Raw genomic sequence first — 14,253 nt, 5'->3', positions numbered from 1 at the left:
TCCGCGAGCGAATAGAGCGCTCAAAACGCGCGGATTGACGTTTGATTTGATGGGAGACGCACATGGCAGTTCAAGTACCGAGGGATTTTCGCCGCGTGATTGTCGCAGCATCCGTGGGAAACATCATCGAATGGTATGACTTCTATATCTTTGGCAGCCTGGCCGCAGTTCTGTCGGTCAAGTTCTTCGAGCAATCCCATCCCGTTGCAGCCCTGCTGAGCACGATCGCGCTGTTCACCGCAGGATTCCTGATCCGTCCGCTCGGAGCATTCCTGTTCGGATGGATGGGCGACCGGGTGGGGCGCAAGTATACCTTCCTTATCACGCTCACCGGCATGGGATTGGGAACGGGCGCGATCGGCTTGATCCCGACCTACCAATCGATCGGTCTCACGGCCGCTTTCCTTTTGTTCGGCTTGCGAATGATCCAGGGTCTGTGCCTGGGCGGCGAATATGGCGGCGCCATCACCTATGTCGCCGAACATGTGCCCGACGACCGACGCGGCTACTACACTGGCTGGCTGCAGACCTCGCCGACGCTCGGGATCGTGGTGTCGCTGGCCGTGATCGTCCTGACCCGGACATGGTTCGGCAACAAGGCCTTCGACGAGTGGGCATGGCGCGTTCCATTCCTGCTGTCGTTCCTGCTGGTGGCCATCGCGATCTACATCCGCCTGCAACTGCAGGAGACCCCGATCTTCCAGGAGATCAAGGCGCGCGGCCAGATGACCCGGAATCCCTGGAGGGAGGCCTTCCTCAGCGCCAACATCAAATACATCGGGATCGCCATCATCGTCCTGATCGGACAAGGCGTGGTCTGGTACAGCGGCCAGTTCTGGGCATTGTACTTCCTGCAGCAGGTCTCCAAGGTCGACCCCGTGACGTCAGCCTACATCGTGGGCGCAGCGTTGCTGATCGCCACCCCGAGCCTGATCTTCTTCGGTTGGCTGTCCGATCAGATCGGCCGCAAGCCGGTGATCCTGGGCGGCATGCTGCTAGCCGCGCTCACTTACTACCCGCTGTATCTGTGGCTCGGAACGGTCACGCAGCCCGGCAACATCAACTATCCGATCGCGGTCTTTATCATCTTCATCCTGGTTTGCTATGTCGGGATGGTGTACGGGCCGGTCGGCGCGTTCCTGGCGGAATACTTCCCCGCCAGGATCAGGTACACGTCAGTGTCGGTGCCCTATCACATCGGCAACGGCTGGGGCGGCGGGTTGGTCCCGTTCATCACGTCTGCCGCTTTCGCAGCCACCGGCAGCATCGGCTATGCGCTGATCTATCCGATCGTCGTCCCCGCCGTCTGCTTCGTGCTTGCCGTCTTCCTGATGCCGGAGACGCGCCGGACCAGGATCTGGGAGCAGATCGAGGCGAGAACGGCAGCGTGAGGAAATACGCCGCTGCAGGAGTCACCCGCCTGCTGCCAGTGTCACTGTTCGCCTTCGGCAAGAGCGGACGGCGTTTTTGCAACGTCGTGCCGCTCTGCCTCTTCCTTCGGCCGTGATTTCGTCCGAAGCCCCACGCCAATCCCCCGTCTCCGGCCGCCAGTTGATGGCGGTCAGGTCGATAGTTCGATCGGCTTTGCTTCTCAGCCGGCCCGGTGATGCCAGCGATCATGCCACCAGGTGGCGAAATCACAATCCGTCAGCAGTTCCCAGCCAGCGAGCAGGATCACCACGATGCCGGCCAGCACGCTGCTCGTCGTGACCGATCCAGCTTCATAACCGAACGTCCAGGGCGCCAGTATCAGAGCCAGTCCCATCAGCATCTCGCCCCATTCCTCCAGATAGGATGGAACGATGAATGCCTCGACGGCAAACAGCACGACGCCAAGCCCGAGCGCGATTGAGATCCAGAGCGCTACCCCGGAGAATCCCAGGGCAAACGGCGACACGACCAACCAAACGCCGACCAAGAGGCTGGCAGCGTCCTGCCAGTGTTGAATGCGCATAATGCTCACCTCCCTCTTCCATGGATATGGTGGGCCGCCGATGGAAAAGGCATCCGTCCAGCCTGCGTTGTGTTGCCGCTGCCCCTCGCGATCCGGCAGCCGGCCTCCCTGCCCGGCCATTGCGGAAGCGGCCCAGAACGCCATCGAGCTTGAGACCAAAGGCGAAGCCGAACTGGCCAAAACCTGGCAGCAGACGCCATGAAGCTGATGCACGGGCTGCGCCAGAGCTGAGACCGCAGGCGCGGCGACGCATGCACTCAAGTGCGATCACGTCTTCCTGCTGCGCGGTGAAGTGTCCAGCGTGGAGAGTTTGAATATGGCAGCCATCCGTACTGGAAAACGGGCGAGCGGAGGCGCATACTTCCGAAATGGCGATTGTCAGATGTAACAATTGCGGCGCCGAGTATCATCGCACTGACGAGAAGTTCCTGGTGCCGCATACCGGTCACGCATCCTGTACGATCTGCGGTGACACGCTGGAGTATTGGGTGGAAAACACCCATGTCGCCATTTTCGAGCTGATCACACGTACAGACGGAAGTCCTGATACTCCCCGAACGCCCTAGGGACCCTACCAACTCGCCAGGACGTGGGACGATCCCGTAGCTTCGTGCCGAGATCCTGAAGGGGGTGCGCCATCGAGATCGAGCGCGCACGACATTCGGCGACAGCCAAGGCGATTCATACCTGCGAGCCAGGCCGCGACGGCTCAGCGGCGCATGAGACAGGCCCGAGAGCGGCCCACGGAGCGCGCAGAAAATAAATCCCGCGTCGCAGGAACCATTATCGGCTGCCTCCATTTGCCCGCTGTCCAAGACCAGGAGGTAGACACCATGACGAAAATTCTTCTAGCGACGGTCGCTATCCTCGCATTCTCGGCACCTTCTTTCGCGCAGCAGGACAAAACAACCGGTCAGGCTCCGCCATCAGGTTCCTCGTTCTACCTGGCTCAAGATACCACGACGATGAAATGTCAGATTGTCAGCGCCCAGCCTGCCGCTGGCGGCAACATGAAGGTCATCGGCATGGCGCATCGGACACAGGCAGAAGCACAAACAGCCATGACTGCCGAGAAAACCTGCACCAAGTAATGAAGTGAAGGCGCGACGACAGGCGGGTTTGTTGGTTCGACAAGAACTACCGGCCCGCCCCGTCAATCAACGGCGTCCGCGACGACACGTGATGGCAGGCGATCTTCCAGTCGCCGTCCTCGCGCACGATCACCCAGGTGATCTTCACCGACAGCGACGATGTGCCGCCGTCGAGATCGAACGACGCGATCCCCGCCATGTTGACGAGGTCAAGCGTGACCTGCTCGGCACTGACCTCGCTAAATGCGACACGTTGCGAGGTCCAGCGCGGCAGGCCGTTGAAGTAGCTCTTCACGCCGTCGCGACCGCGATAGAGCGTCGGGTTCGATCCGAAGAAGAAGGCGTGCTTCGAGTAGAGCGATGACAGCACCTCGGCATCGAGCTTGCCGAAGCCTGCGGACCACTTTGCGATCATCCCGGAGGCGATGTCGTCGGCGTTGCTTGGCATCATCCCCTCCAGTTCGTCGCGCTCGCGGACGCTATGCCTTGCCGCCGACTTCCTTCGCAAAGGTGTCGCGCAGGCCTATGGTGCGGTTGAAGACGAACTTGTCCGCGGTCGAATCCTTGTCGCGGACGAAATAGCCCTGGCGCTCGAACTGCATGGCTTCCAGCGAATTGCTCTCGGCGATCGCGGGCTCGACGCGCGCGTCGGTCAGGACCTCGAGCGACTGCGGATTGAGGTCGGGAACGAAATTGCCGGCATTCGGGCTAGGGTTCGAGAACAGCTGGTTGTAGACGCGAATCTCGGCCGGCTTCGACTGCGCCGCCGACAGCCAGTGCATGGTCGCCTTGACCTTGCGGCCGTCGGGCGCGTTGCCGCCCTTGGTCGCGGGATCGTAGGTGCAGCGGAGCTCGACGACCTCGCCCAAGGCGTCCTTCACCACGCTCGTGCACTTGACGAAGTAGGCGTAGCGGAGCCGCACCTCGTTGCCCGGCGAAAGGCGGAAGAACTTCTTCGGCGGGTTCTCCATGAAATCGTCGCGCTCGATGTAGAGCTCGCGGCTGAAGGCGATCTTGCGGGTGCCGGCGTCGGGATTGTCCGGATGGTTGATCGCCTCGAGCTCCTCGACCTGCCCTTCCGGATAGTTCTCGATCACGACCTTGAGCGGCCGCAGCACCGCCATGCGGCGGAGCGCCGTGCGGTTCAGCTCTTCGCGGATGCAGAATTCGAGCATGCCGACGTCGACCACGCTGTTGGCCTTGGCAACACCGATGCGCTTGACGAATTCGCGCACGGCGGCCGGCGGCACGCCGCGCCGCTTGAGGCCCGCGATCGTCGGCATCCGCGGATCGTCCCAGCCGGAGACATGGCCGTCGCGCACCAGATTGGTCAGCACGCGCTTCGACAGCAGCGTGTAGGTCAGGTTGAGCCGGGCGAATTCATACTGCCGCGGCTTCGACGGCACCGGCAGCTTGTCGAGCAGCCACTCGTAGAGCGGCCGGTGATCCTCGAACTCCAGCGTGCAGATCGAATGCGTGATGCCTTCGATCGCGTCCGACTGGCCGTGGGCATAGTCGTAGCTCGGATAGATCGACCAGGCGTCGTCGGTGCGCGGATGATGGGCGTGCAGGATGCGGTACAGGACGGGATCGCGCAGATTGATGTTGCCGGCGGCCATGTCGATCTTGGCGCGCAGCACGCGGGTGCCGTTCGGAAACTCGCCGGCCTTCATGCGGCGGAACAGGTCGAGGTTCTCCTCGACCGAGCGGTCGCGGAACGGCGAGTTCTTGCCGGGCTCGGTCAGCGTGCCGCGCGTCTCGCGGATCTGGTCCTGGGTCTGGTCGTCGACATAGGCGTGGCCGGCCTTGATCAGGCCTTCGGCCCAGTCATACAGCCGCTCGAAATAGTCCGAGGCGTAATAGAGGTCGGTTCCCCAATCGTAGCCGAGCCAGCGCACGTCGGCCTGGATGGAATCGATATATTCCTGCTCTTCCTTGGTCGGGTTGGTGTCGTCGAAGCGCAGATGGCACTTGCCGGCGAACTCCTGGGCGATGCCGAAGTTCAGGGCGATCGACTTGGCATGGCCGATATGCAGGTAGCCGTTCGGCTCCGGCGGGAAGCGCGTCACGATCAGGCTGTGCTTCCTGGAGGAGAGATCAGCCTGGACGATGTCGCGGATGAAGTCGCGCCCTGCCTCTGCCGTCGCCGTGTCGTTCGTCATCAAAGGGTTCCCTGGAAGCTCTGAGCGGACCTTCTGCCAAATTCGCCCGTTTGAGCCAAGCCTGCTTTCTGGGCCGGCAGGCTTTAGTTATGCCCGGTTCCTGCTATAAGCCACGCCCGTTCCCGCATATGTCCAGTCCGATCATGACCGATTCCATCGTCACCCGCTTTGCCCCCTCGCCGACCGGCTTCCTCCATATCGGGGGCGGCCGCACCGCGCTGTTCAACTGGCTTTATGCCAGGAAGCACGGCGGCAAGATGCTGCTGCGGATCGAGGACACCGACCGCGAGCGCTCCACGGAGCCTGCGATCGCCGCCATCCTGGACGGCCTGAAGTGGCTGGAGCTCGATTGGGACGGCGAGGTGATCTACCAGTTCAGTCGCGCCGCCCGCCACCGCGAGGTAGCCGAGAGCCTGCTGGCCTCGGGCCGCGCCTATCACTGCTACGCCACCGCCGAAGAGCTGACCGCGATGCGCGAGAAGGCGCGCGCGGAAGGCCGCACCCGCCTCTATGACGGGATGTGGCGCGACCGTGATCCCGCGACGGCGCCTGATGGCGTCAAGCCGACCATCCGCCTGAAGGCGCCGCAGACCGGCGAGACCGTGATCGAGGACCACGTCCAGGGCCGTGTGGTCTGGCAGAACGAGAACCTCGACGATCTCGTGCTGCTGCGGGGCGACGGCACGCCGACCTACATGCTGGCCGTCGTGGTCGACGACCACGACATGGGCGTCACCCATGTGATCCGCGGCGACGACCATCTGATCAATGCCGCACGCCAGAAGCAGATCTACGATGCGCTGGAATGGACCATCCCCAGCATGTCCCACATCCCGCTGATCCACGGGCCTGACGGCGCCAAGCTGTCGAAGCGCCACGGCGCGCTCGGCGTCGAGGCCTATCGTGCCATGGGCTACCTGCCCGCGGCGCTGCGCAACTATCTGGTCCGGCTCGGCTGGAGCCATGGCGACCAGGAGATCTTCTCGACGGAGGAGATGATCGCCGCATTCGACCTGTCGGCGATCGGCCGCTCCGCGTCGCGGTTCGACTTTGCCAAGCTGGAGAACCTCAACGGCCATTATATCCGCCATAGCGACGATCAATCCCTCGTGACCCAGTTCGAGAATGTGCTGGACTACGTGCCCGACGGCGCGGCGCTGAAAGCCAAGCTCAACGACACCACGCGCGCGCAATTGCTGCGCGCGATGCCGAGCCTGAAGGAGCGCGCCAAGACGCTGATCGAGCTGATCGCGGGCGCCTATTTCATCTTCGCCGACCGTCCGCTCGAGCTCGAGCCGAAGGCCGTAGCCCTGCTGACGCCGGAGACGCGCAAGCTGATCGGGCAGCTGCGGACGGCGCTGGAGGCCGTGACCGACTGGAGCGCGGAGACGACCGAGGCCGCCATGCGGAATTTCGCGGAAGCGAACAATCTGAAGCTCGGCGCGGTCGCCCAGCCGCTGCGGGTGGCGCTCACCGGACGCACGACATCGCCGGGAATTTTCGACGTTCTGGCCGTGCTGGGACGCCAGGAATGCCTCGACCGGCTGGCCGATCAGGCCGCCGGATGAGCCCGGCGGGATCCCGCCCAGGGTCCATCTTGCAGTGCACATTGCAATAAGCTACGCATCATCCGACGCCTTCTAGACAAGCCGTCCCGCCCCGCCATGCGCCGCACATCGGCCGCCGGGCAAGGTCGGTTTTCGCAACGATTTCATCGGGGATTTCACGATGGACGCAAAATCCAGCAAGACTGCCACCCTCACTATCGGCAACAAGAACTACGATTTTCCGATCCTGAGCGGCACGGTCGGGCCTGACGTCATCGACATCGGCAAGCTCTACGGCCAGGCCGGTGTCTTCACCTACGACCCCGGCTTCACCTCGACCGGCAGCTGCCAGTCCAAGATCACCTACATCGACGGCGACGCCGGTGTGCTCGAGTACCGCGGCTATCCGATCGAGCAGCTCGCCGAGAAAGGCGACTTCCTGGAGACCTGCTATCTGCTGCTGTACGGGGAACTGCCGACCCCGGCGCAGAAGAAGGACTTCGACCATCGCGTGATCCACCACACGATGGTGCACGAGCAGATGGCCCGCTTCTTCCAGGGCTTCCGCCGCGACGCCCATCCGATGGCGATCATGGTCGCAGCCGTCGGCGCGCTCGCCGCGTTCTATCACGACTCGACCGACATCAACGATCCGAAGCAGCGCATGATCGCGTCGATGCGGATGATCGCCAAGGTGCCGACGCTGGCGGCGATGGCCTTCAAGTACACCGTCGGCCAGCCCTTCATGTACCCGAAGAACTCGCTCTCCTTTGCCGAGAACTTCCTGCACATGTGCTTCGCGGTGCCCTGCGAGGACTACAAGATCAACCCCGTCCTCGCCGACGCGCTCGACAAGATCTTCATCCTGCACGCCGACCACGAGCAGAACGCCTCGACCTCGACGGTGCGCATCGCCGGTTCCTCCGGCGCCAACCCGTTCGCCTGCATTGCGGCCGGCATCGCCTGCCTGTGGGGCCCGGCGCATGGCGGCGCCAATGAGGCAGCGCTCGCGATGCTCGCCGACATCGGCACGGTCGACAAGATTCCGGACTTCATCGCCAAGGTGAAGGACAAGAACTCGGAAGTCCGCCTGATGGGCTTCGGTCACCGCGTCTACAAGAACTACGATCCGCGCGCCAAGATCATGCAGAAGATGTGTCATGCCGTGCTCAAGGAGACCGGCCATGGCGACGATCCGATGCTGAAGGTCGCGCTCGAGCTCGAGAAGATCGCGCTCAACGATCCCTACTTCATCGACCGCAAGCTGTACCCGAACGTCGACTTCTACTCGGGCATCACGCTGAAGGCGATGGGCTTCCCGACCTCGATGTTCACCGTGCTGTTCGCGGTCGCCCGCACCGTCGGCTGGATCAGCCAGTGGAGCGAGATGATCGAGGATCCGCAGCAGAAGATCGGCCGTCCGCGCCAGCTCTACACCGGCGTCGGCCGCCGCGATTACGTCGAGATCGCGAACCGCAAGTAAAGCACGCGGCACCTGGTGCCCATGAGAAAGCCGGACGCGGTCACCGCGTCCGGCTTTTTCGTTTTGCTTGGCCCTACCGCCTACTTCTTGCGCGACGGACAGATGAAGGGATAGTTGCTGTCGTCGATGATCGGCGCGATGCCGAAGAAGTCGTTCAGCACCGACTCAGCCGTGCAGAACGCGCCCTCCACCCAGGCCTGGTCGTTGGAATAGGTTTCGCCGACGATGAAGATGTCGGCGTCCGCGCCATCGATCAGTTGCGAAGGTTTTCGGATCTTCTGCTGCACGTCGCAGACGTCGTAATGCGCGGCATAGGCGTGGTAGCCGGCGTTGAACGGCGGCAGCGACCAGTCCATGTATTTGGTTTCGAGCGGCTCCGGCACCGCCGTATAATCGGATTGCGGACCAAAATGCACGGCCGCGAGCTGGGCACGCAGCATCTTGACCATGATGTCGGGTGCCTTGCGCGGCCCGTCGAGCGGCTGCATGTCCTCGGAGATCGGGACCTTGCGCCCGGCCTCCGGTCCGAGCTCGAGGTCCTGCCAGAAGCCGGTGTACATCTCGTCGTCATAGCTCGCGAGCAGGCCGAACACCGGCTTGGCATGCTGGTCCCGCGCGTTGTTGCCGAAATAGACGACCTGGCGGATCGGCGTGTCGGTGACGCTCGGGCCGATGGTGTTGCGCTTGGCAGCAGCCAGCAGCTGCTCCTCCTGCTTCACGGTCAACCGCTCCTGGATCGCATGCTCGACCGCGTGGACGAAATCGGACGTCGACGCGTACGGCGTCTCGAGGATCGCCGGACTGTTCTTCATCGCTGCGATGTAGTGGGCCGGAAACTCCTGCTTCGCGAGGCGAGCCAGCACCTGCAGCGTCACCTCATAGGCCAGGATCGGGGCCGGATATTGCAGAGCCGGATTGGTCGTGTCGGTCCACCATTCCTGGTCGAAGAACATGCCGACCTTGTAGGACGGTTGCATGATTGCCGACTCCAGAAAGAACTGGACCTTCTGGTGGTTCAATACGTCGAGGCCCTCATGGTCCTCATAGCGCGTCGCCTGCGCCACCAGGTCGATCGCATAGCGCGGCATCGCGAGCCAGGCGGCGTTCGTGGTCCGGGTCGCCGATTTCTTGTTCGGTGTCTTGCGCGTCGCAATGGCATAGCGGATGCCGTCGCCGGTCTTGAGGATCGAATGCAGCCGCGTGTCGGGGTGATAGTCGAAGCGCACGCCCCTGGCTTTTGCGAGCGCCACGATCGCATCGAACAGCGCGTTGAAGATGCTGGAATAGCCCGTGGTCAGCGTCTTGTATTCGGTGCCCGGCGTAAATTCATTGTTGGATTGCAGCGCGACCGCCGAATTCCAGTTGATGACGTTCGAGGTGTAGCCGTTGCCGTCGGCGACATAGCTGAAACCTTCCGATCCCAACTGGTCGTACATCAGGTTCCAGTAGCCGATGTCCTTGAACAGCTGGCCCTTTTGATACACTGCGGTCTGCGGCAGGTCGGCGACGATGTGGCCGTCCTGGTAGAACTCGCACCAGGCCGCACGGGTCTGCGGCAGATTCTTCGCGGTGCCCGCCAGCAGTTCCACCGTGGTGAAGCCGGTATCGGGTGAATCGTCGGCGCCGTAGTGATCGACCTTGTACGGCGCCGGATTGGCCGAGGTGATGCTGTTCAGATACATGTTCCGTGTACGCAGATAATACAGCGGATTGGGCGAGGTGTTGAACGGCACTGCATATTGGTCGAGGCCCAATTGCTTGATCACGGTCGTGACCACCCGATGCCCGCCGGCAGCGCCGCCGTTGTCGCCGTTCCAGTCGGAATAGCGCATGCCGCCGAGCTCGAGGTAGGAGCTGTCCTTCTGGTCCTTGTAGTGCCAGGTGCAGACCCGCGCGCCGGCGGCACGCGTCCCCGGATACTCCTTGGAGAAATCGTATTTGCCCCAATCGTAGAGCTCGAGCGTATCGCCATGGGCGAGCTGCTTCGCCTTGGCTCCCTCGCCCACTGGCTTGCCATCGAGCAGGCGCCAGGCGGTGTACAGGCCGGACGCGCCGGCGCCGAAGATCGAATAGGTCTTGGCCATGATTGCTACTCCACGCCCAGCCGGAGCATCTGCCGGGGCAAGTCCTTCTCGGGGATGACGACCTCGACCAGCGAAGGCTGGTGGGTCGTCGTCTTGAGCTCATGCAGCACCGCGTTCAGCTCGCTGATCGTCGTCACGCGGTAGCCCTTGGCGCCGAAGGCCTTGGCCAGCGCCAGATAGTCCCATTTCGGCAGGATATCGAACGTATCGAACTTGTGCTCAGGGCCCGGCTCGAACGCGGTGATGTCGACATAGACCTGCTCGATCGCGTAGACCGCGTTGCTCATCACGAAGATCACGGCGTTGAGCTTGTTGCGCGCCAGTGTCGACAGCGACTGACAGACCATCATGAAGCCGCCGTCGCCGGCGATGGTCCAGGCGCGCTTGCCGCTGCCGAACTGCGCGCCGGAAGCTGCACCGGTCTCGAAGCCGATGCACTGCCACGCCGCCGATCCGATGAAACTGCCCTTGGACAGGCCGTAGGCATTGGTCGCCACATACAGCGCCGAACTGACGCCGTAGGTCATCACGATCTGATCCAGCATCTTGTGATCCTGCAGGAACTTCATCGAATGCTGGAAGAAACGGTTGTAGGTGATGATCTCCGGCTTGTCGTTCCACTGCGGATCGGAATTGGAAGCCCACGGCTCCGGATAGGCCGGCTGCGGCGGCGCGACGGCGGACAGCGGATAGCCCTTGGTCGACTTGAAGCGCTTGAGCAAGGCTTCCATGAAATCCTTCATGGTCACGCCGTCGAAGATGAAATAGCCGACGCGGATCTGCGTGGTGGTTGCGAGCACCATGTCGGCGTACTTGTTCTCGATGAACCAGAGATAGTCGTCGGTGATGATGGCGCCGAGCGTCAGGAAGCAGTCCGCCTCGGCAACGAGATCATGCACGCTCTCGATCGAGGCCGCGTCGGAATAGGTGCCGATGAATTTCGGGCCCTTCTCGTCCAGCACCGTCTTGCCGAGCGTCGTGGTGGTGTAGAGGAAGCCGCTGGCGTCGATGATCTCTTGCAGCAGATCGGACAGGCCGTGACGCAGCACCTCGACACCGGCGAAGATCATGGGATTTTTCGCGGTCGTGATCTGGACCCAGGCCGCATCCACCGCGTTCTCCAGCGCCAATGGCTCGCTGGTGAATTTGAGCGGGTGCAGCTTGTCGTGGGACGGCCGCGGACAGGGCTCGCCCCAGACTTCCTTGTAGCACTCGATGTAGACCGGCCGCTTGTAGGTGATCGCCGCAATCAGCAGATTGTCGATCTTCTCGGCCGCGCCGACCGAGGTGGAGAGCGTCTCCGCCGCCACCGTGACCTGCCGGAAGACCTCCTGGTCGGCCCGCAGATTGCCGGTCGAGTGGTGGTACAGCACGTCATACATCTTGCCGATCTGCCGGGCATCCGCACCCGGCGTCGCGCTGATCACCACGATCGGCGAGAATTCGACATAGGCGCCGGCGATCGCGTTGAGCGCGCTGAAGGTGGAGACGCCATACTGCAGCGAGACCGCGGCGAGCCCCCGCGTGCGGCCATAGGCGTCGGCGGCATAGGCGGCGTCCAGCTCGTTGATGGCGCCGATGGCATTGATGCCGGGGAAATGCTCCAGCGCTTGAGTAAAATGCTTCACATAATCACCGGGGATCTGAAAGACCTCGGTGACATCAAGCTGTTTCAATCGGGTGAGAAGATAGTCGGCAACCGTGAATGGCTGGATTGTGGATGGCTGGTTTGTCATTGCGCCCCGCGACGTGCATCGGCATCAACGACTCAACCTTATAAAGTGTCGTGGCAATGTACAATCTATAATTGATGCAACCTCACGGTGTTCACGCCATCTTTACGTGGCAGAGTGACGCGGTCGGCGCGTTGTCGGCTATGCGTCCCGCGACTTCCGCATCGTGGCCAGCACGATCTCCGCGGACCGGCCAGAGGGCGATTGGTTGCCGGTCGACATGACGCCGTCGATTGTCGCGAAGGCCTCAAGCTGACGCCGGCGCAGGTCGGAGGCGCCGAGCAGATCTCGCAAGGCGGCCGCGAGCTTCTCCGGCGTGCAGTCCTCCTGCAAATACTCCGGGATGACGTTGTCGCCGATCACGAGATTGGCGAGGATCACCGAATTGACCTTGATGGCGCGGCGCAGGATCGCCGCTTCGATCGCGCCGGTGCGATAGGCCGTCACCATTGGCACGCCGGCCAATGCCAGTTCCAGCGTCACCGTTCCCGACTTGGCGAGCGCGGCATGCGCGCTGCGGAACGCGGCGCGCTTCTCCTGCTCGCCGATCACGACGCGCGGCTGTACCGGCCAGTCCCTCAGCCCCTCCGCGACCGCGGCTTCGAGATGCGGCATGGTCGGCAGCACGGCCTCGAACGACGTCCCCTCGTCGCGGAGCCTGCCCAGCGTCCCGCCGAACACCGCCATGTGATGGCGGATCTCGCTGCGGCGGCTGCCCGGCAGGACCAGCAGCACCGGCGGAGACGCGTCCCGCCGCGCCTGCTCGGTTGCCGATGGGCGCAGCGAGGCCAATTGCTCGGTCAGGGGATGGCCGACATAGCTGCAGGGCGGACCCTTCAGCCGCTCGTAGGCCTCCGGCTCGAACGGCAGCAGCGCCAGCACGTGATCGACATAGCCGAGCATCGCGCGCGCCCTGCCCGGCCGCCACGCCCACACCGACGGCGAGACGTAGTCGACAACGGGGATATTTGGATCGAGGCTACGGACGCGCCGCGCCACGCGATGGGTGAAGTCGGGGCTGTCGATGATGACGAGGATGTCGGGCCTGGCCGAGATCACGGCGTCCGAGGTCGCGCGGATCAGCCGCAGGATCTTTGGCAATTGCTTGACGACGGCGGCAAGGCCGATGATCGAGAGCTCCTCGATCGGAAACAGCGAGGCCAGCCCTTCCTGCGCCATCGCCCGGCCGCCGACGCCCTCGAAGCGGACGGCATCGCCAAGGCGCTGGCGCAGCACCTTCATCAGATTGGCGCCGAGCCGGTCGCCGGACTCTTCCGTCGCGATCAGAAAGATCTTCCGCCCTGACGTAGCGGTGGGACGCGGCGCCATCACGCCGGCAGCCCCTGGATGAACAGGCCGGCCTTGTCGGCGGCCTCGATCATGGCCTGCGGCTCGGCCGCGATCGTGTTGCCGGCGATCACGGCGATGCCGGCAAGTTCGGCTTTAGCCGCGCCCTCGACGGTGCGCGCGCCGATGGTCGGCAGGTCGAAGCGCAGATCCTGGCCACTCTTGGGCGCCTTCACCAGCACGCCGCGGCCGCCGCTGGCACGAATCCGGCCGTCCGCACGGAGCTTTGCGACGCGGGCGAGCAGTCCGTCGGTGCCCTCAATGTCCTCGACCGCCACGACGTGGCCGTCGATCACGACCGCGGCCTGACCAATGTCGAACGGGCCGAGAGCTGCGAGCACCGCCCGCCCCCGCGCGATGTCGGCAACGGCCGGCCCCTTCGGCACGGCGCGGGTGATTGCGCCTTCCGGCATCAACAGGTCGGGCGCGACGTCCTTGATCCCGACCATGCGAAAGCCCTGCTGCTCGAAGATCTTGCCGATGCCGGACAGCAGATGATCGTCACCGCCGCGAAACGACCGCATGATGCGTCCGAGAACTCTGAGCGTGCCCCAGTCGATGCGGATCTCCGACAGCGCCGGACGCACCAGCGTGCCGATGAAGATCAGGTCGCGGCAGCCCTCCTCGCGAAACAATTGCGTGGCGCGGCCGACCTGGCCGACCGAGATCCAGCGATGGCGAAAGCGTTCGGCGCGCGCGGGATCGCAGGCGCCGCGCAGCGCGAACAGCACCGGCGTAATGCCGCGAGCCGCAAGCGAGTCCGCCACCGCGAACGGCATCGCGCCGCCGCCAGCGATCACGCCGACCGGTGAAACGATTTCGGATGCCGCTGACGTCATGCTGGCGGCCATC

Annotated in this window: 11 protein-coding genes; 4 read left to right on the top strand and 7 right to left on the bottom strand. The window is 63.5% G+C overall.

Annotated elements, in window-relative coordinates; all coding sequences use genetic code 11:
• Positions 1 to 62: 62 nt before the first annotated feature.
• Complete coding sequence (locus JQ604_RS32010; protein ID WP_212364699.1) at positions 63 to 1,391, top strand: MFS transporter; 1,329 nt, start codon at positions 63 to 65, stop codon at positions 1,389 to 1,391.
• A gap of 200 nt (positions 1,392 to 1,591) precedes the next feature.
• On the opposite strand, the gene JQ604_RS32005 is transcribed toward JQ604_RS32010, so the two are convergent.
• On the bottom strand, positions 1,592 to 2,098 hold the full coding sequence (locus JQ604_RS32005) for an SPW repeat domain-containing protein (protein ID WP_249158966.1): 507 nt from the start codon (positions 2,096 to 2,098) through the stop codon (positions 1,592 to 1,594).
• A 689-nt stretch (positions 2,099 to 2,787) separates the two neighbouring features.
• On the opposite strand from JQ604_RS32005, the gene JQ604_RS32000 reads away from it, so the two are divergent.
• The gene (locus JQ604_RS32000; protein WP_212364698.1) at positions 2,788 to 3,045 is read left to right on the top strand and encodes a hypothetical protein; all 258 of its coding nucleotides are present in this window, start codon (positions 2,788 to 2,790) and stop codon (positions 3,043 to 3,045) included.
• A gap of 46 nt (positions 3,046 to 3,091) precedes the next feature.
• On the opposite strand, the gene JQ604_RS31995 is transcribed toward JQ604_RS32000, so the two are convergent.
• Together JQ604_RS31995 and JQ604_RS31990 are read right to left on the bottom strand one after the other, a co-directional pair.
• Positions 3,092 to 3,493, bottom strand: a complete 402-nt coding sequence (locus tag JQ604_RS31995) for a YybH family protein (protein ID WP_212364697.1) — start codon at positions 3,491 to 3,493, stop codon at positions 3,092 to 3,094.
• A gap of 31 nt (positions 3,494 to 3,524) precedes the next feature.
• Positions 3,525 to 5,207, bottom strand: a complete 1,683-nt coding sequence (locus tag JQ604_RS31990) for a glutamine--tRNA ligase/YqeY domain fusion protein (RefSeq protein ID WP_212364696.1) — start codon at positions 5,205 to 5,207, stop codon at positions 3,525 to 3,527.
• Positions 5,208 to 5,350: 143 nt separating this feature from the next.
• On the opposite strand from JQ604_RS31990, the gene gltX reads away from it, so the two are divergent.
• Entirely contained in the window at positions 5,351 to 6,775 is a 1,425-nt protein-coding gene (gene gltX, locus JQ604_RS31985; RefSeq protein WP_212364695.1) for a glutamate--tRNA ligase, read from the top strand.
• Between the two features lie 160 nt (positions 6,776 to 6,935).
• Positions 6,936 to 8,237, top strand: coding sequence for a citrate synthase (gltA, locus tag JQ604_RS31980; RefSeq protein WP_212364694.1), 1,302 nt, complete (start codon positions 6,936 to 6,938; stop codon positions 8,235 to 8,237).
• A gap of 80 nt (positions 8,238 to 8,317) precedes the next feature.
• Here gltA and JQ604_RS31975 read toward each other — a convergent pair whose 3' ends face one another.
• The 4 genes from JQ604_RS31975 to JQ604_RS31960 all read right to left on the bottom strand — a co-directional run bounded on the left by JQ604_RS31975 (position 8,318) and on the right by JQ604_RS31960 (position 14,240).
• Positions 8,318 to 10,321, bottom strand: coding sequence for a hypothetical protein (locus tag JQ604_RS31975; RefSeq protein ID WP_212364693.1), 2,004 nt, complete (start codon positions 10,319 to 10,321; stop codon positions 8,318 to 8,320).
• Positions 10,322 to 10,326: 5 nt separating this feature from the next.
• Positions 10,327 to 12,057, bottom strand: a complete 1,731-nt coding sequence (locus tag JQ604_RS31970) for an alpha-keto acid decarboxylase family protein (protein ID WP_212364692.1) — start codon at positions 12,055 to 12,057, stop codon at positions 10,327 to 10,329.
• A 138-nt stretch (positions 12,058 to 12,195) separates the two neighbouring features.
• Entirely contained in the window at positions 12,196 to 13,383 is a 1,188-nt protein-coding gene (gene lpxB / locus JQ604_RS31965) for a lipid-A-disaccharide synthase (RefSeq protein ID WP_212364691.1), read from the bottom strand.
• The gene (locus JQ604_RS31960) at positions 13,383 to 14,240 is read right to left on the bottom strand and encodes an LpxI family protein (RefSeq protein WP_212364760.1); all 858 of its coding nucleotides are present in this window, start codon (positions 14,238 to 14,240) and stop codon (positions 13,383 to 13,385) included. The genes lpxB and JQ604_RS31960 overlap by 1 nt, the downstream gene beginning before the upstream one ends.
• Positions 14,241 to 14,253 lie beyond the last annotated feature (13 nt).

The sequence above is a fragment of the Bradyrhizobium jicamae genome, from assembly GCF_018130695.1.
GTDB classification, from domain to species: domain Bacteria; phylum Pseudomonadota; class Alphaproteobacteria; order Rhizobiales; family Xanthobacteraceae; genus Bradyrhizobium; species Bradyrhizobium jicamae_B.
Note: the sequence above shows the minus strand (reverse complement) of the source record. Positions and strands in the feature narration are given on the sequence as shown.